Origin of the sequence: Enterobacter sp. KB-221C9, assembly GCF_041320715.1 — a bacterium.
Classification (GTDB): Bacteria; Pseudomonadota; Gammaproteobacteria; order Enterobacterales; family Enterobacteriaceae; genus Enterobacter; species Enterobacter asburiae_D.
This window is the reverse complement of sequence record NZ_JBGIWG010000009.1, coordinates 116,056-133,097: the sequence shown is the minus strand read 5'-3', so window position 1 is coordinate 133,097 and position 17,042 is coordinate 116,056. Positions and strand designations below refer to the sequence as shown.

Sequence of the window (17,042 nt, the reverse complement as noted above, 5' to 3'; positions counted from 1 at the left end):
TTGCAAAACGTAAAATTTTTATTTTATTTATTTAAAATACGAATGGGAATAAAACGCATTGGCGATTTTCATAAATTATTAATGAGAACTATTTTTGTTCGTAATGAAATAAACTGCCAGCACGCGCTGGCAGCGTCGATTAATACCACGGATTATTTGATTTAGGATTAACGGCGTAACCCATACATTTATACTGGATAGTCACGCTCTCGTTCAGGCACAAAGATCCGCTCGTCAGGGTGCAGGTTTTAATGGGCTGACCATAGGCTGAGGCAGTGGCATACCCCATGCTCTGACACGCTTTTGACGCCGTGCCGTTATTCACATACGCATCGGAATACGCATTTTGCAGCGCTGCCTGGCCGTAGTCGAGACGAACGATGCCGTTCGGCGCGTCGAGGCTGCTGACTTCAGCCTGGCGATTAATACTACACCCCGCGAGCAGCAGGATTGTGCCGGCTACAATGACTCTTTTCATGGTTCGCTCTGAGTGGATGGAAATACGTTATCGTACCCGCAGATGCCCGCTGCAATGCCTGGAATAGCCGGACAATCTGCCCTCACTCTTCGCAACGGGTCAGCGGTGAGCGCTTTCAGTCCATACCCTAATAAAAAATGTGATTTGCATCACAAAAGTGTTGATTTTTGTGATGGTGGTCATATTATAGGCACGTTGATAATAAAGTTGTATAACAAGTTAATGGAGCATCATCGTGAAACTGCGCAAAATCCTGAAAAGTATGTGGGCCAATTACTGCCGCACGTTCAAAGACGTGCCGCCGGGCGCCATGTTCTGATAAAAAAAACCTGCTTCGGCGGGTTTTTTTGTACCTGCTGACGATGAAGGAGAGATGTCAGGGTGCGTGTTTTGATACTATGGCGGCCTTTAAATAAGGAGAAAGCCCCCATGTCACAAAACCTGAGCGCCGATCAGGAACTGGTCTCTGACGTTGTTGCCTGTCAGCTGGTTATCAAACAAATCCTTGATGTTCTGGACGTGATTGCGCCGGTTGAAGTGCGCGAGAAGATGTCTACGCAGCTGAAAAACATCGATTTCGCCAGCCATCCTGCTGCCGCTGACCCGGTTACGCTTCGTGCGATCCAGAAAGCCATCGCGCTGATTGAGCTGCGATTCACGCCGCAGGGTGAGTCCCACTAAAGCAGGGAAACGGGCGACGGCATGTGTCGCCCTTTGATGCGGTCAGAAGAACGTCTGGACCAGCAGGTAGCTTGCCGCACACGCGCAGCTTACCCCAATCAGCCCTGGCAGAATAAAGCTGTGGTTGATGATAAATTTGCCGATGCGGGTGGTGCCTGAACGGTCAAAGCCGATGCACGCCAAATCACTTGGATAGGTCGGCAGGACAAAATAGCCGTATGACGCCGGGAAAAAGGCGATCAGCATTTTCGGATCGATGCCGAGCATCAGGCCCATAGGCGCAACGGCCGTCAGCGCAGCCGCCTGGCTGTTCACCAGTTTTGACACCAGAAACAGCACAATGGCATACGTCCACGGGTGGCTTTTCACCACGCCTTCCAGCGCCAGCTTTAGCTCGTCAAGATGCGCCTGGAAAAAGGTATCGCTCATCCACGCCACGCCGAACACCGAGAAAATCGCCACCATACCGGCCTTGAACACCGCGCCGTTAGAAATCGCCGACGCATTGACCTTACAGGCCATCAGCATCACGGCGCCCGCAATCAGCATCATCATCTGGATGACAAGGTTCATCGACAGCGCCGTCATTTTGCCTTTCAGCTCAAAGGCGGGGCGCAGGTCAGGGAACGCCCCCAGCAAAACGACCACGGCAATACCGGCAAAGAAAATCCACGTGGACCAGTAGGCCTGTTTAGGGAAACGCTGATTCATTAACGTCTCCGTTCCGCCGTAGATAAACTCGCGCTGCTTAGGATCTTTCAGCTTTTCCTGAAACTCCATGTCGTCAGCCAAATCTTTACCACGGCGTAAACTCCACAGGGCCGCAATGGTCACGCCGAAAAGCGAAGCGGGAACCGACACGGCGAGAATTTCCAGGATCCCCCACGCGTGGCCTATACCATGCTGAGCCGCAAGGATGGACACCAGCGATACCACGGCAACGGAAACGGGGGAGGCCGTGATCGCCATCTGCGACGCAACCGATGCCACGGCCATGGGGCGCTCGGGGCGGATCCCTTTTTTCAGGGCGATATCCGCAATAATGGGGAACATGGTGTAGACCACGTGCCCGGTGCCGCACAGAAAGGTCAGCATCCAGGTGGTGAAAGGCGCGAGCAGGGTGATGTGCTGCGGGTGTTTGCGCAGCAGACGTTCGGCAAACTGCATCATGACGTTGAGACCGCCGGCAGTCTGCAGCGTAGCGGCACAACCAATCACCGCGAGGATGGTCAGCATAACGTCTACCGGCGGCTTACCCGGCTGCAGACCAAAGACAAAACATAAAATAAAAAGACCAATACCGCTGATTAACCCAAGCCCCATTCCGCCGAAACGCGTACCCGTCAGCAGGCAGAGGAGAATGACAACAAACTCAATGGTGATCATGATGCTCCCTCGTCAATGATTATGTAACTAAATAAATCATCACACGTTGTGTGGTTAATCATTGGGAGCCAGATCTGATTTGTTAAATTTCAGCAAAAGCAGCAGGTTGGAGATAGGAAAAGGAATCCTGCCTCAGGTGGGAGGAGGGATCCCTACAAAACAATGCCTGCACGGACGACTCGCTCTCCCTGGAGGGAGAGGGCTGGGGTGAGGGGGAACATACGGCTGTGGTGGTCATTCCGTTCACTTCATGTTCATTGCTACTCTGTAACGGCATGACCGGTGCACGTGCCAGGGCGGCTCAATCGCCGCCGCCCTGGCGACCCGGGCTCCCGGCCTTACGGAAACGCTTCGGCGATTTACAGCCGGACCAGGACATCGCTGTAAGTTATTCACTTGCCTGATACAAAATTCATCGCTTCAGGTTAATAAATTCCTGGGAAACCCTCAGCCCGGCTGGAGCAGATTAAAAAACTCAGTGGTGCTGCACCGCCACAATGTCGAGCAGGTGACGGTCGGTTTGCTCAGGACATAAACCCGCCTGCTGGGCATTATGGATCTCATCCGCCAGCGTCTTCAGCAGCATGCCATCCTGCTGCTGCTCTTTGTCCATATCACGTAAGAATGTAAGCGTCGTAATGTCCTGCTGCGCTTTGGCTTCATCGGCCAGCTTGCTGAGGGTGCTGCAGCGTTGTTCATACTCTTCAAGCGTTTTCTGGAACAGCTCTTCCAGGCAAGAGTAGTTTTCGTTGATCCCATCAAGGGCTTTAACGACAGGATTTGCCCCTGCGGCTTTCAGGAAGTTAAAGACACGCATCATATGGGTGACGTTACTTTGCGCCTGAGAGCGAAAGAATGTGGCAGATCCCGTGAGGCTATTCTCGGCACACCACGCGCTTAAGTGAAGGTGCAGATTCGAGGCGTAGAACTCAAGGTTCATCTGCGCGTTAAGTTTTTGCATCATCGTTTGGGTAGCCATACTCATATCCTTATTGACTGTGGGACGTGATGTCCGTTGCTTAACCTGAGCGTCAGGCAAATACGAAGAAAAGAGCAGAAATACAGATTCTGCCGTGACCGAAGTCGACCGAAATTCACTTCCTGTGTTCGATGTAAATAAGCATACCCTTGTCTTTGGTCTAAGAAAACTCTTAATTAGGCTGTGTTTACCATACATTACAAACTTTAATATAGTACAGAAATGCAATTAGCTCGCCATGAATTAAATATTGTTTAATCCTCTGATACTTAATGGTTTTTGTTGCTGCGATACATTGTTACTCTTTCGGAAATATTAAGTTGGAATAATGCTCCGTAAAAAAGAGAAATACGGATTAATCGTTTCGAATATATGATGTGCTAATAAAATTGCGTTAAATCAAGTTCTGCGGAATAACGGTTTTTAAGGCGCCTGGGGCATTTTTGATGAAAAACATATTGAACCCCTTTAACGCCAGGTGCCGTTTTGCTCGCTGAGGGGTATCAGGGATATCTTAGCTAATCTTATGGATAATTCTGCTTAACCCACTTTCATTTGTCTGACAAATCCTGCCTTTTTTATGTCATTTTTCGCTGAATTTATGTACGCAATTACTTTAATTCTGCGGTGTGATGGGGCTCTCTTATGGATGATTAATTTCCCGCTAAAACTATCACCAGCAATAACGCTTATGACGAGGTAAGCGCTAATGTCTTGTTTTAAGTCCGATTAAATAAGAAGCACGCACATATTCCCTACAGAAAAGAATGCTAAAGCTGGAGTTTACCATGCACAAATTTACTAAAGCGCTGGCGGCCATCGGCCTGGCTGCCGTTATGTCACAATCCGCTATCGCTGAGAATTTAAAACTCGGTTTTTTGGTGAAACAGCCCGAAGAACCCTGGTTCCAGACTGAGTGGAAATTCGCCGATAAAGCCGGGAAAGATTTAGGTTTTGAAGTCATTAAAATCGCCGTGCCTGACGGTGAAAAAACCCTGAACGCCATCGACAGCCTGGCGGCCAGCGGCGCAAAAGGTTTCGTTATCTGTACCCCGGATCCAAAGCTGGGATCGGCAATCGCGGCGAAAGCGCGCGGTTACGACATGAAGGTCATCGCGGTTGACGATCAGTTCGTTAACGCTAAAGGCAAGCCGATGGACACCGTCCCGCTGGTCATGATGGCGGCGACAAAAATCGGCGAACGCCAGGGCCAGGAACTCTATAAAGAGATGCAAAAGCGCGGCTGGGATGTCAAAGAGACCGCGGTGATGGCCATCACGGCTGACGAGCTGGACACCGCGCGTCGCCGTACTTCCGGTTCAATGGACGCGCTGAAAGCGGCCGGCTTCCCGGAAAAGCAGATCTACAAAGTTCCAACTAAATCCAACGATATCCCGGGCGCTTTCGACGCCGCGAACTCTATGCTGGTCCAGCATCCGGAGGTCAAACACTGGCTGGTGGTCGGCATGAACGACAACACCGTGCTGGGTGGGGTACGCGCGACGGAAGGCCAGGGCTTCAAAGCGCCTGACGTGATCGGGATTGGCATCAACGGCGTTGACGCCGTCAGCGAGCTGTCCAAAGCGCAGGCTACCGGCTTCTACGGCTCTCTGCTGCCAAGCCCGGACGTCCACGGCTACAAATCCAGTGAGATGCTCTACAACTGGGTAACCAAAGGGGCTGAACCGCCGAAATTTACCGAAGTGACCGACGTGGTGCTGATTACCCGCGACAACTTCAAAGAGGAGCTGGCGAAAAAAGGACTGGGCGGTAAGTAAATACGCTGTGATTGTGCCCCTCACGCATCGTGAGGGGCCAGACGTACACACTACAGGAATCACGGAGTCGTTATGCAACAGTCTAATCCGTATCTCTCTTTTCGCGGCATCGGGAAAACCTTCCCCGGTGTTAACGCGCTGACCGATATCAGCTTCGACTGCTATGCCGGCCAGGTTCATGCCCTGATGGGGGAAAACGGTGCGGGAAAATCCACGCTGTTGAAAATCCTCAGCGGCAACTACACGCCGACAACCGGTACGCTGGCTCTGCGGGGCGAAGAGGTAGCCTTTGCCGATACCACGGCGGCGCTCAACGCCGGGGTGGCGATTATCTATCAGGAGTTACACCTCATCCCTGAGATGACCGTGGCGGAAAATATCTATTTAGGCCAGCTTCCGCATAAAAGCGGCGTGGTGAATCGTTCGCTACTTAATTATGAAGCGGGGCTGCAGCTTAAGCATCTGGGTCTGGACGTCGATCCGCAGACGCCGCTGAAATACCTCTCCATCGGCCAGTGGCAAATGGTTGAAATTGCCAAGGCGCTGGCGCGTAACGCCAGGGTTATTGCTTTCGATGAACCTACCAGTTCGCTCTCCGCGCGCGAAATCGAAAACCTGTTCCGCGTGATCCGCGAGTTGCGGCAGGAAGGCCGTACGATTTTGTATGTCTCGCACCGCATGGAGGAGATATTTGCTCTGAGCGATGCCATCACCGTCTTTAAAGATGGGCGCTATGTGCGCACCTTTACCGATATGCAGCAGGTTAACCATGACCAGCTCGTTCAGGCGATGGTCGGCCGCGACCTGGGCGATGTCTATCACTGGAAACCCCGGGAGTACGGCCCTGAACGCCTGCGCCTGGATAACGTCAAAGCGCCGGGCGTGCGCACGCCCGTTTCGTTATCCGTACGCAGCGGTGAAATCGTTGGGCTATTTGGCCTGGTAGGGGCGGGGCGCAGCGAGCTGATGAAAGGCCTGTTCGGCGGTACCCGCATTACCGATGGGCAGGTCTCTATTGACGGCGAGCGGGTAGATATCCAGAAACCGGCCCACGCGATTGGGGCGGGCATGATGCTCTGCCCGGAAGACCGTAAAGCCGACGGGATTATTCCGGTGCATTCGGTACGCGACAACATCAATATTTCCGCCCGCCGCAAGTTTATTCGCGCAGGCTGCCTGATAAACGATAGCTGGGAATCGAGCAACGCTGACCATCATATTCGCTCGCTGAATATCAAAACGCCGGGTCCGGAACAGCTGATCATGAATCTGTCAGGCGGAAACCAGCAGAAGGCGATTTTAGGCCGCTGGCTGTCAGAAGATATGAAGGTCATTTTACTGGATGAGCCGACGCGCGGAATCGATGTAGGGGCAAAACACGAGATTTATAACGTGATCTATGAGCTGGCAAAACGCGGCGTGGCGGTGCTTTTCGCCTCCAGCGATCTGCCGGAGGTGCTTGGCGTGGCCGACCGCATTGTGGTGATGCGTGAAGGCGAAATTGCCGGCGAATTACTTCATGAACAGGCGAATGAACAACAGGCGTTGAACCTCGCCATGCCTAAAGTCAGCCAGGCTGTCGCCTGAGTAAGGAGTTAATGATGTCCTCTGTTACTACATCCGGAGTGCCGAAGTCGAAGTCGGCGTTGAGTGTTGGACGTATCTGGGATCAGTACGGCATGCTGGTGGTTTTTGCCGCACTGTTCCTTGCCTGCGCGATCTTTGTCCCTAATTTTGCCACCTTCATTAATATGAAGGGCCTGGGGCTGGCCATTTCCATGTCCGGGATGGTGGCCTGCGGGATGCTGTTCTGTCTGGCCTCCGGCGATTTTGACCTGTCGGTGGCGTCGGTGATTGCCTGTGCGGGCGTTACGACGGCCGTGGTGATCAACATGACGGAAAGCCTGTGGATAGGCGTTCTGGCCGGTCTGTTGCTCGGCGTCATCAGCGGTCTGGTGAACGGTTTTGTTATCGCCCGCCTGAAGATTAACGCCCTGATCACGACGCTCGCGACGATGCAAATTGTCCGCGGGCTGGCCTATATCATCTCCGACGGTAAAGCGGTGGGGATTGAAGACGAGCGCTTCTTTACGCTGGGTTATGCCAACTGGCTGGGTCTGCCTGCGCCTATCTGGCTGACCGTGGCCTGCCTGATCCTGTTCGGCTTCCTGCTTAACCGAACCACTTTTGGCCGCAATACGCTGGCGATTGGCGGTAACGAAGAGGCCGCTCGCCTGGCCGGGGTGCCGGTGGTGCGAACCAAGATTATTATCTTTGTGCTCTCAGGGCTGGTTTCTGCTGCCGCGGGGATTATTCTGGCTTCGCGTATGACTAGCGGCCAGCCGATGACCTCTATCGGTTACGAGCTGATCGTCATTTCAGCCTGCGTTTTAGGGGGCGTTTCCCTCAAGGGCGGCATCGGAAAAATCTCATATGTGGTGGCCGGTATCCTGATTTTGGGCACCGTAGAGAACGCCATGAACCTGCTGAATATTTCGCCGTTCTCGCAGTACGTCGTGCGTGGTCTGATCCTGCTCGCAGCCGTGATTTTCGACCGTTACAAGCAAAAAGCGAAGCGTACCGTGTAGCTCTTTTTCCCGTCTTTTATTGCTCAACTTATAACCTTAGTTGACCCCTGAACCGCCTCGCCAGTTTTGCTGGCGGGGCGGTTGTCAAATGGCGAGCCACGTCACACTGTCTATACTTACATGGCTATGAAAGAGGTAAAGGCGTTTACCTCTCGTAAACCGTAAGGAGGAAAAGGGTGGCTGACATGTTAACCGCACCGCCTGTACTGCCCGGACACTATGCTTTCTTTTTTGATCTCGACGGCACGCTCGCCGGGATCCAGCCGCATCCTGACGACGTGGTCGTACCGGATACGGTGCTAGAGAATTTGCAGCAGCTCTCCAGACTGAATGAGGGCGCATTGGCATTGATTTCAGGGCGCTCAATGGCCGAGCTGGACGTGCTCGCCAGTCCTTACCACTTTCCGCTAGCCGGTGTACACGGAGCGGAGCGCCGCGATATCCATGATCAACTGCACGTTGTATCACTTCCTGAGACCTTAATTCAGGCGTTACACACTCAACTCTCCTCGGCGCTGGCGTCGCTTCCGGGCACTGAACTGGAAGCGAAGGGCATGGCTTTCGCTTTGCACTATCGGCAGGCACCGCATCACGAGGCGGAAATCTTTGCGATTGCCCGCAGCGTGGCCGATGCACACCCGCAGCTCGCGCTGCAGCCGGGGAAGTGCGTCGTTGAGATAAAACCGGAAGGGATTAATAAAGGTGCTGCTATTGCGGCGTTTATGGCGGAACCGCCATTTAAGGGACGTACACCGGTATTTTTTGGCGATGACATGACCGACGAGGCCGGGTTTCGCGTGGTGAATCAGGCCGGAGGGATCGCCGTCAAGGTGGGGCCTGGTGACACCGTTGCCGAATGGCGCCTGGCGGATGTCGCCAGCGTCTGGCAGTGGATATCTGACATCGCTAACCAGCAACAACAACAAATAGCGCAAAGCAAAGGGGGAAACCATTATGGGTCGCTTAGTCGTCGTCTCTAACCGAATCGCACCGCCTGACGATAAAAAAGCCAGTGCAGGTGGCCTGGCGGTAGGGGTGTTAGGTGCCTTAAAAGCCGCTGGCGGGCTGTGGTTTGGCTGGAGTGGAGAAATCAGTGAAGAAGAGAAACCGCTCAACAAGGTGACGCGCGGAAACATTACGTGGGCTTCATTTGCATTAAAAGAGAAAGACTATGACGAGTATTACTCGCAGTTCTCGAATGCCGTCCTGTGGCCCGCGTTTCACTATCGTCTTGACCTGGTCAAATTCCAGCGTGAATCCTTCGAAGGCTACTCGCGCGTGAATGCGCTGCTGGCGGATAAACTGCTGCCATTAATAGAAGAAGACGATATTTTATGGATCCACGATTATCACCTGTTGCCCTTCGCGCGCGAGCTGCGAAAAAGAGGGGTAAATAACCGCATTGGCTTCTTCCTGCACATCCCGTTCCCGACGCCGGAAATTTTTACCGCGCTGCCGCCGCATGAAGCGCTGCTGGAGGCGCTGTGTGATTACGATTTGCTGGGCTTCCAGACCGAAAATGACCGCCTCGCGTTCCTTGACTCCGTGTCGGGTAAAGCGCGGCTGGTGACCAAGGGCGGGAAAACCCATACGGCGTGGGGGAAAACCTTCCACACCGAAGTGTATCCAATAGGGATTGAACCTGACGAAATCGCGGAGCAGGCTTCCGGCCCGCTGCCGCCGAAGCTGGCGCAGCTTAAGAATGAACTCAAGCACGTGAAAAATATCTTCTCGGTAGAGCGTCTTGATTATTCCAAAGGGCTGCCGGAACGCTTCCTGGCGTATGAAACGCTGCTGGACAAATATCCGCAGCATCACGGCAAAATCCGCTATACCCAGATCGCGCCGACGTCGCGCGGTGAGGTTCAGGCCTATCAGGATATTCGCCACCAGCTGGAGACAGAAGCAGGGCGCATTAATGGCCGCTACGGGCAGCTGGGCTGGACGCCGCTCTTTTACCTGAATCAGCACTTTGACCGTAAAATCCTGATGAAGGTCTTCCGCTACGCGGACGTTGGCCTGGTCACGCCGCTGCGCGACGGGATGAACCTCGTCGCGAAAGAGTATGTCGCAGCTCAGGATCCAGCCGACCCGGGTGTTCTGGTGCTTTCCCAGTTTGCCGGCGCCGCAAATGAGCTCACGTCGGCGCTTATCGTTAACCCTTATGACAGGGATGACGTGGCAAACGCGCTGAATCGCGCCCTGACAATGCCGCTCACGGAACGTCTTTCCCGCCATGCTGACATGATGGAGACGATCCGTAAGAACGACATTAACCACTGGCAGGCGCGTTTTATTCAGGATCTCCGGGATATCGCCCCGCAAAGTCATGAAGGCGATCTGCAAAAAAAGATCGCGACCTTCCCTAAACTCGCCTGATTTTCCGCTGGGGGGTTAATTCCCCCCAAGAGGCACTAACAGCACATCGACCTGGCTCGACGCGACAATGGATTTCGCGGCGCAGGCTGCGCGCGATATAAAGCTGTGGTTATGATTCCCGCAAATGACTAAATCAATATGTTGTTTACGACACACGTCGAGAATATGGGCGTTAAGCTCCCCGGTCGCAATAATTGTCTCATAAACCGGATATTGCGCCTTTTCCACCAATTCACGCAGAAATTGCTGCGTTTCTTCCTGAAGGACCTCACGAATATCCTCCAGCATGGGGGCGGCCAGCTGATTATACATCTCTGGCTCTGCGGCCAGCGTGATGAGGCTGATGCGGGCATTGTGGGGTCTGGCAATGGAAACTGCCCGGGCAACGAGCTGATGACTTTCGGGGGAAACTGCAACAGAAACAAGCAGATGGGAGTAACTCATGGCGCACTCCTTAGGTGTCTGAAAGACAGCGTTTGATCACCTTTACCGCGAATCCCCTGGATCTGCAAGAGCAGATTACGACATTAGTGTGAAGCTTATCATAATTATTCATTAATTATTCTTATAAGAAGAATAACTGAAAAATCCCCCTAAATGAAAAAAATTAACAACTTAACGTAAATCACACAAATTCACGCTTTCACTGTTAAATCGTTCTGACGCGTTACAAACTCATTTCGAATGATCACGCCCTGAAACATCTTTTTTGTGCTACCTGCATAACTATATGTTTTTTCACGGTAAGAAAAATGTTTCCCGGAGAGGGGGTTGTTGTAAATGTTTCCGCGCGGCGCTTACGGCGGCAAAAGCACGTTGCATGCCAGTTCGGATCACCCGCCTGCATGAGTATTCGTCAATTAAGAATACAAAACAGTACTGATTGGTTAAAAAGCGAACAAATTACAAGTCATACTGATGGATTTATGGGTCATATTCACTTAAATTGTGTGACGTGGATCACATTTTTTTTAAATTTGAGGGTGGCTGGATTGTATGTGGCAAAACTGACGAGTAGAGTTTGCGTCGAATTAGGAAAAATCTTAGTTATTTGTAAGAAATGATAAATCTTGTAAGAGACGCATTCGCGGTTTCTCTCTTACGGTTTCAGTGAATACAAACCTAAATTCAACTATGCATTTAGCCTTTTCTTTTTTTTTATACCGGGTGATTTCCCGGCGACATCACGGGGTGCGGTCTTTCCGCATAAAAATAATAGTTGGTTATTCGGGATGGGAACAATGCATACATCCGAGTTGCTAAAACATATCTATGACATCAATTTGTCGTATTTACTGCTCGCGCAGCGTTTGATTAGTCAGGACAAGGCGTCCGCGATGTTTCGTCTGGGTATTAACGAAGAGATGGCAACCATGCTGGGCGGTTTAACCCTCCCGCAGATGGTTAAACTGGCTGAAACGAATCAACTGGTTTGCCAGTTCCGTTTCGATGATTCGCAGACAATAACGCGTCTGACGCAGGATTCCCGTGTGGACGATCTTCAACAGATCCATACCGGCATTCTTCTCTCCACTCGCTTGCTTACCGAAATCAGCCAGCCTGATGACGCAGCCCGTAAGAAAAGGGCCTAGCAATGAGCGAAAAAAGCATTGTTCAGGAAGCGCGTGACATACAGCTGGCCATGGAGCTGATTACACTGGGTGCTCGTTTACAAATGCTGGAAAGCGAGACTCAGTTGAGCCGTGGCCGTCTCATTAAACTGTACAAAGAGTTACGTGGTAGTCCCCCGCCGAAAGGCATGCTGCCGTTTTCTACCGACTGGTTTATGACGTGGGAGCAGAATATTCACGCTTCCATGTTCTGTAATGCCTGGCAGTATCTTCTCAAAACCGGTTTGTGTAGCGGCGTTGACGCCGTGATCAAAGCGTACAAACTTTACCTTGAACAATGCCCACAGCAGGAAGAAGGCCCTCTGCTGGCGCTGACCCGCGCATGGACGCTGGTGCGTTTTGTTGAGAGCGGAATGCTTGAACTGTCGCGCTGCAACTGCTGCGACGGCAATTTTATTACCCATGCTCATCAGCCTGCAGGCAGCTTCGCCTGCAGTTTATGTCAGCCTCCATCCCGCGCAGTAAAAAGACGTAAACTTTCCCGGGATGCTGCCGATATTATTCCACAACTGCTGGATGAACAGATCGAACAAGCTGTTTAACCCGAACGTGTGGGAAAGATTCCAGCAGCGGTAAGCAATTACCGCTGCTTTTTTTTACCCCGCAAACGGTAAACGCTGCGAGCTGGACGTCCTTGCCATAGTCACTAGCGGAAGGATGATGTCGTGCTTATCTTATTAGGTTACCTGGTAGTTCTCGGTACAGTTTTCGGCGGTTACATGATGACCGGCGGGCACCTTGGAGCACTCTATCAACCGGCTGAACTTATTATCATCGGCGGTGCAGGGGTAGGGGCTTTTATCGTTGGCAACAACGGTAAATCGATCAAGGGCACGCTGAAAGCGATTCCGTTGCTGTTCCGTCGCTCGAAATACACCAAAAGTATGTATATGGATCTGCTGGCACTGCTCTATCGCCTGATGGCGAAGTCGCGTCAGCAGGGCATGTTCTCGCTTGAACGGGACATTGAAAACCCGAAAGAGAGCGAAATTTTTGCCAGCTATCCGCGAATCCTTGCTGACGCCATGATGCTGGATTTCATCGTCGACTATCTGCGACTCATCATCAGCGGCAACATGAATACCTTCGAGATCGAAGCGCTGATGGACGAAGAGATCGAAACCCACGAAAGCGAATCTGAAGTGCCGGCCAACAGCCTGGCGCTGGTCGGTGACTCGCTTCCGGCATTCGGTATCGTTGCTGCGGTAATGGGGGTGGTTCACGCCCTAGCCTCGGCAGACCGTCCGGCAGCCGAGCTCGGTGCGCTGATTGCCCATGCGATGGTGGGAACCTTCCTCGGTATTTTGCTGGCGTACGGCTTCATCTCTCCGCTGGCAAGCGTTCTGCGCCAGAAAAGCGCGGAAACCACCAAAATGATGCAGTGCGTGAAGATTACGCTGCTCTCTAACCTCAACGGTTACGCGCCACCGATCGCGGTTGAGTTTGGCCGTAAAACGCTTTACTCCAGCGAGCGCCCGTCGTTTATCGAGCTTGAAGAACACGTGCGTGCGGTGAAAAACCCAAACCAACAGACGACAACTGAGGACGCATGAAAAACCAGTCCCATCCGATCGTCATCGTAAAAAAACGCAAGCACAAGGGCGGCGGACATGGCGCACACGGTTCGTGGAAAATTGCGTACGCCGACTTTATGACTGCAATGATGGCGTTCTTTCTGGTGATGTGGCTGATCTCCATCTCCAGCCCAAAAGAACTGATCCAGATTGCCGAATATTTCCGAACGCCGCTGGCAACGGCGGTGGCCGGTGGGCCGCGTATCTCTAACAGCGAAAGCCCGATTCCGGGCGGCGGCGATGATTACACCCAGCAGAAGGGTGAGGTGAAAAAAGAGCCGAACATCGACGAGCTGAAAAGAAAGATGGAGCAGGCGCGTCTGAAGAAACTGCGTGGCGATCTCGATCAGCTGATTGAAGCGGATCCGAAGCTGCGCGCGCTGCGCCCGCATCTGAAGATCGACCTGGTGCAGGAAGGGCTGCGTATTCAGATTATCGACAGCCAGAACCGCCCAATGTTTAAAACCGGGAGTGCGGAAGTCGAACCGTACATGCGCGACATTCTGCGCGGTATTGCACCGGTGCTGAACGGCATTCCTAACCGAATCAGCCTGTCAGGACACACGGATGATTTCCCGTACGCCAGTGGGGAGAAGGGATACAGCAACTGGGAGCTTTCTGCCGATCGTGCCAACGCCTCGCGTCGCGAGCTGGTGGTAGGTGGGCTTGATGATGGCAAGGTACTGCGCGTAGTCGGCATGGCCGCAACCATGCGCGTTTCCGACCGCGGGCCGGATGATGCCATCAACCGTCGTATCAGTCTTTTAGTGCTGAACCAGCAGGCGGAGCAGGCCATCCTGCATGAAAACGCCGAAAGTCAGAATGAGTCACTGGACGATTTAAAACAGCCTGGGGCCGTTCCTTCGGCTGCCGTTCCAACATCGCCACCAGCCAATCCGAGGTGATAGCGTGAGCATGGATATTAGCGATTTTTACCAGACATTCTTTGATGAAGCCGACGAATTGTTGGCCGATATGGAGCAACACTTGCTCGATTTGGTGCCCGAAGCACCGGACTCCGAGCAGCTCAATGCCATCTTCCGTGCGGCGCACTCTATTAAAGGCGGAGCCGGAACGTTTGGATTTACCATCCTGCAGGAAACGACCCATTTAATGGAAAACCTGCTTGATGAAGCGCGACGCGGTGAGATGCAGCTCAATACCGACATTATCAACCTGTTTTTGGAAACCAAAGATATTATGCAGGAACAGCTCGACGCCTATAAAAGTTCGGCAGAGCCTGATGCCGCCAGCTTTGAATACATCTGCAATGCACTGCGCCAGCTCGCGCTGGAAGCAAAAGGTGAGGTTGCCGCAGCGGTTGTTCCGGCCGCAAAACTGAGCGTTGTTGATGCGGTTGCCGGGCAGGCTTCTGCCTCAGCCGACGCACAGGCGAGCAAACTGCGCGTTGTGCTGTCACGCCTGAAAGAGAATGAAGTTAACCTGCTGGAAGAAGAGCTGGGTAACCTGGCGAAATTAAGCAACGTGGTAAAAGGCAAAGACAGCCTTGCCGCGACGCTTGATGACGGTATTGGCCAGGACGATATCGTCGCGGTGCTGTGCTTTGTGATTGAAGCTGACCAGATCGCCTTCGAGACCGAAACGGCTGCGGTTGACGCCCCTGCCGCTACGGAAGAGGTAGCCGTTGTCGCTCAGGCCGCCGCACCGGCTGTGGCTCCTGCGGCTCCGGCGCTGAAGGCGGTGCCAAAAGAGGCCGCGGCACCTGGCCGTGGTGAAAAACCTGCCGCGCGCTCCAGCGAGTCAACCAGCATCCGCGTTGCGGTTGAGAAGGTTGACCAGCTGATTAACCTGGTTGGCGAACTGGTGATCACCCAGTCGATGCTGGCACAGCGTTCAAACGAACTGGACCCGGTCACGCACGGCGATCTGATTACCAGCATGGGCCAGCTGCAGCGTAACGCCCGCGACCTGCAGGAATCGGTCATGTCCATCCGTATGATGCCGATGGAATATGTCTTCAGCCGCTTCCCGCGCCTGGTCCGCGACCTTGCCAGCAAGCTGAATAAACAGATTGAACTGACCCTGATGGGCAGCTCAACGGAGCTGGATAAGAGCCTGATCGAGCGCATCATTGACCCGTTAACGCACCTGGTGCGTAACAGTCTCGACCACGGTATCGAACTGCCGGAAAACCGCATTGCCGCCGGAAAATCCCCGGTGGGGAACCTGATCCTGTCTGCGGAACATCAGGGCGGGAACATCTGCATCGAAGTGACCGACGACGGCGCCGGTCTTAACCGCGAGCGCATCCTGGCAAAAGCGATTTCGCAGGGGATGGCGGTCAATGAAAACATGACCGACGAAGAAGTGGGCATGCTGATCTTCGCGCCGGGCTTCTCTACCGCAGAGCAGGTGACCGACGTCTCCGGGCGCGGCGTAGGTATGGACGTGGTGAAACGTAACATCCAGGAGATGGGCGGCCACGTTGAGATCCAGTCTAAACAGGGTTCCGGCACCACCATTCGCATTCTGCTGCCGCTGACGCTGGCGATCCTCGACGGCATGTCAGTCAAAGTGGCGGGCGAAGTCTTTATCCTGCCGCTGAACGCCGTGATGGAATCCCTGCAGCCGCGTGAAGAAGATCTGCATCCGCTGGCGGGCGGCGAGCGCGTCCTCGAAGTGCGCGGCGAGTACCTGCCGCTGGTAGAACTGTGGAAAGTGTTCGAAGTGGACGGGGCGAAGACAGAGGCCACGCAGGGTATCGTTGTGATCCTGCAAAGCGCGGGCCGCCGCTATGCGCTGCTGGTCGATCAGCTGATTGGTCAGCACCAGGTGGTGGTGAAGAACCTCGAAAGCAACTACCGCAAAGTGCCGGGTATTTCTGCAGCCACCATTCTGGGTGATGGTAGCGTGGCGCTGATCGTCGACGTGTCGGCGCTTCAGGGATTAAATCGTGAACAACGTGTGGCGTACACAGCCGCCTGATTAAGTAGAAGGTAAAAACATGACCGGTATGAGTAATGTAACGAAGCTGGCGGGCGAGCCATCAGGGCAGGAATTCCTGGTATTCACTTTAGGCGATGAGGAGTACGGCATCGATATCCTGAAAGTGCAGGAAATCCGTGGTTACGACCAGGTTACCCGCATCGCTAACACGCCTGCTTTTATTAAAGGTGTCACCAACCTGCGTGGCGTTATTGTGCCAATCGTGGACCTGCGCGTGAAGTTCAGCCAGGGCGACGTTGACTACAACGACAACACCGTGGTGATCGTCCTGAATCTTGGGCAGCGCGTGGTCGGCATCGTGGTGGACGGCGTATCTGATGTGCTTTCTCTGACCTCTGACCAAATTCGTCCTGCGCCGGAGTTTGCGGTCACGCTGTCGACCGAATACCTGACCGGTCTGGGCGCGCTCGGCGAGCGTATGCTGATTCTGGTGAACATTGAGAAGCTGCTGAACAGCGATGAGATGGCGCTACTGGATATCGCCGCGAGTCATGTAGCGTAGGTAAATGCAAAACGGCAACCCGGGTTGCCGTTTTTTGTGTTTGCTCCCTCTCCCTGTGGGAGAGGGCTGGGGTGAGGGCATCAGGCCTCACCCTTTTTT

Annotated in this window: 17 protein-coding genes; 13 read left to right on the top strand and 4 right to left on the bottom strand. The window is 53.3% G+C overall.

All coding sequences use genetic code 11. The features are described from left to right. Positions 1-139: 139 nt before the first annotated feature. Positions 140-478 carry a YecR family lipoprotein gene (gene yecR / locus AB8846_RS15070; RefSeq protein WP_331412013.1) on the bottom strand — a complete coding sequence of 113 codons (339 nt, stop codon included), beginning with the start codon at positions 476-478 and terminating at the stop codon, positions 140-142. 235 nt (positions 479-713) lie between these two features. On the opposite strand from yecR, the gene azuC reads away from it, so the two are divergent. Together azuC and AB8846_RS15060 are read left to right on the top strand one after the other, a co-directional pair. Further along, positions 714-797: a stress response protein AzuC gene (azuC, locus tag AB8846_RS15065; protein ID WP_014884364.1), complete on the top strand. Its 84-nt coding sequence runs from the start codon at positions 714-716 to the stop codon at positions 795-797. Positions 798-907: 110 nt separating this feature from the next. Then, positions 908-1,159, top strand: a complete 252-nt coding sequence (locus tag AB8846_RS15060; protein WP_008500405.1) for a DUF2766 family protein — start codon at positions 908-910, stop codon at positions 1,157-1,159. A 42-nt stretch (positions 1,160-1,201) separates the two neighbouring features. Here AB8846_RS15060 and AB8846_RS15055 read toward each other — a convergent pair whose 3' ends face one another. Together AB8846_RS15055 and AB8846_RS15050 are read right to left on the bottom strand one after the other, a co-directional pair. Next, on the bottom strand, positions 1,202-2,545 hold the full coding sequence (locus AB8846_RS15055) for an anaerobic C4-dicarboxylate transporter (RefSeq protein ID WP_370733049.1): 1,344 nt from the start codon (positions 2,543-2,545) through the stop codon (positions 1,202-1,204). A 475-nt stretch (positions 2,546-3,020) separates the two neighbouring features. Next, on the bottom strand, positions 3,021-3,524 hold the full coding sequence (locus AB8846_RS15050) for a non-heme ferritin-like protein (RefSeq protein ID WP_063143675.1): 504 nt from the start codon (positions 3,522-3,524) through the stop codon (positions 3,021-3,023). Positions 3,525-4,312: 788 nt separating this feature from the next. Between AB8846_RS15050 and araF the strand changes: the two genes are divergently transcribed. The 5 genes from araF (at position 4,313) to otsA (ending at position 10,269) form a co-directional block, all read left to right on the top strand. Next, entirely contained in the window at positions 4,313-5,302 is a 990-nt protein-coding gene (gene araF / locus AB8846_RS15045; RefSeq protein ID WP_063143676.1) for an arabinose ABC transporter substrate-binding protein AraF, read from the top strand. Between the two features lie 72 nt (positions 5,303-5,374). Beyond that, complete coding sequence (araG, locus tag AB8846_RS15040; protein WP_370733048.1) at positions 5,375-6,889, top strand: L-arabinose ABC transporter ATP-binding protein AraG; 1,515 nt, start codon at positions 5,375-5,377, stop codon at positions 6,887-6,889. An 11-nt stretch (positions 6,890-6,900) separates the two neighbouring features. Next, complete coding sequence (gene araH, locus AB8846_RS15035) at positions 6,901-7,890, top strand: L-arabinose ABC transporter permease AraH (protein ID WP_173651692.1); 990 nt, start codon at positions 6,901-6,903, stop codon at positions 7,888-7,890. A gap of 176 nt (positions 7,891-8,066) precedes the next feature. Beyond that, on the top strand, positions 8,067-8,870 hold the full coding sequence (otsB, locus tag AB8846_RS15030) for a trehalose-phosphatase (protein WP_370733047.1): 804 nt from the start codon (positions 8,067-8,069) through the stop codon (positions 8,868-8,870). Continuing rightward, on the top strand, positions 8,845-10,269 hold the full coding sequence (gene otsA / locus AB8846_RS15025; protein WP_370733046.1) for an alpha,alpha-trehalose-phosphate synthase: 1,425 nt from the start codon (positions 8,845-8,847) through the stop codon (positions 10,267-10,269). The genes otsB and otsA overlap by 26 nt, the downstream gene beginning before the upstream one ends. 15 nt (positions 10,270-10,284) lie before the next feature. Here the strand turns inward: otsA and uspC are convergent, their stop codons facing one another. Continuing rightward, entirely contained in the window at positions 10,285-10,713 is a 429-nt protein-coding gene (uspC, locus tag AB8846_RS15020; protein WP_063143680.1) for a universal stress protein UspC, read from the bottom strand. Positions 10,714-11,510: 797 nt separating this feature from the next. Here uspC and flhD point away from each other — a divergent pair. The 6 genes from flhD to cheW all read left to right on the top strand — a co-directional run bounded on the left by flhD (position 11,511) and on the right by cheW (position 16,943). After that, positions 11,511-11,861 carry a flagellar transcriptional regulator FlhD gene (flhD, locus tag AB8846_RS15015; protein WP_063143681.1) on the top strand — a complete coding sequence of 117 codons (351 nt, stop codon included), beginning with the start codon at positions 11,511-11,513 and terminating at the stop codon, positions 11,859-11,861. A 2-nt stretch (positions 11,862-11,863) separates the two neighbouring features. Further along, positions 11,864-12,442 (top strand): flagellar transcriptional regulator FlhC, encoded by a 579-nt coding sequence (flhC, locus tag AB8846_RS15010; RefSeq protein ID WP_013096051.1) that lies wholly within the window; start codon positions 11,864-11,866, stop codon positions 12,440-12,442. 123 nt (positions 12,443-12,565) lie between these two features. Continuing rightward, positions 12,566-13,453, top strand: a complete 888-nt coding sequence (gene motA / locus AB8846_RS15005; protein WP_008500417.1) for a flagellar motor stator protein MotA — start codon at positions 12,566-12,568, stop codon at positions 13,451-13,453. Beyond that, on the top strand, positions 13,450-14,379 hold the full coding sequence (gene motB / locus AB8846_RS15000) for a flagellar motor protein MotB (protein WP_029741333.1): 930 nt from the start codon (positions 13,450-13,452) through the stop codon (positions 14,377-14,379). Before motA ends, motB begins: the two co-directional genes overlap by 4 nt. A 4-nt stretch (positions 14,380-14,383) precedes the next feature. Then, the gene (gene cheA / locus AB8846_RS14995; protein WP_370733044.1) at positions 14,384-16,420 is read left to right on the top strand and encodes a chemotaxis protein CheA; all 2,037 of its coding nucleotides are present in this window, start codon (positions 14,384-14,386) and stop codon (positions 16,418-16,420) included. Between the two features lie 19 nt (positions 16,421-16,439). Further along, positions 16,440-16,943, top strand: a complete 504-nt coding sequence (gene cheW / locus AB8846_RS14990) for a chemotaxis protein CheW (RefSeq protein ID WP_008500420.1) — start codon at positions 16,440-16,442, stop codon at positions 16,941-16,943. Positions 16,944-17,042: the final 99 nt, after the last annotated feature.

What these genes read in the sequence shown, in the direction of transcription:
- yecR (WP_331412013.1), bottom strand. Translation starts at nt 478, where the DNA reads ATGAAAAGAGTCATTGTAGCCGGCACAATCCTGCTGCTCGCGGGGTGT.
- AB8846_RS15060 (WP_008500405.1), top strand. Translation starts at nt 908, where the DNA reads ATGTCACAAAACCTGAGCGCCGATCAGGAACTGGTCTCTGACGTTGTT.
- AB8846_RS15055 (WP_370733049.1), bottom strand. Translation starts at nt 2,545, where the DNA reads ATGATCACCATTGAGTTTGTTGTCATTCTCCTCTGCCTGCTGACGGGT.
- AB8846_RS15050 (WP_063143675.1), bottom strand. Translation starts at nt 3,524, where the DNA reads ATGGCTACCCAAACGATGATGCAAAAACTTAACGCGCAGATGAACCTT.
- araF (WP_063143676.1), top strand. Translation starts at nt 4,313, where the DNA reads ATGCACAAATTTACTAAAGCGCTGGCGGCCATCGGCCTGGCTGCCGTT.
- araG (WP_370733048.1), top strand. Translation starts at nt 5,375, where the DNA reads ATGCAACAGTCTAATCCGTATCTCTCTTTTCGCGGCATCGGGAAAACC.
- araH (WP_173651692.1), top strand. Translation starts at nt 6,901, where the DNA reads ATGATGTCCTCTGTTACTACATCCGGAGTGCCGAAGTCGAAGTCGGCG.
- otsA (WP_370733046.1), top strand. Translation starts at nt 8,845, where the DNA reads ATGGGTCGCTTAGTCGTCGTCTCTAACCGAATCGCACCGCCTGACGAT.
- uspC (WP_063143680.1), bottom strand. Translation starts at nt 10,713, where the DNA reads ATGAGTTACTCCCATCTGCTTGTTTCTGTTGCAGTTTCCCCCGAAAGT.
- flhD (WP_063143681.1), top strand. Translation starts at nt 11,511, where the DNA reads ATGCATACATCCGAGTTGCTAAAACATATCTATGACATCAATTTGTCG.
- flhC (WP_013096051.1), top strand. Translation starts at nt 11,864, where the DNA reads ATGAGCGAAAAAAGCATTGTTCAGGAAGCGCGTGACATACAGCTGGCC.
- motB (WP_029741333.1), top strand. Translation starts at nt 13,450, where the DNA reads ATGAAAAACCAGTCCCATCCGATCGTCATCGTAAAAAAACGCAAGCAC.
- cheW (WP_008500420.1), top strand. Translation starts at nt 16,440, where the DNA reads ATGACCGGTATGAGTAATGTAACGAAGCTGGCGGGCGAGCCATCAGGG.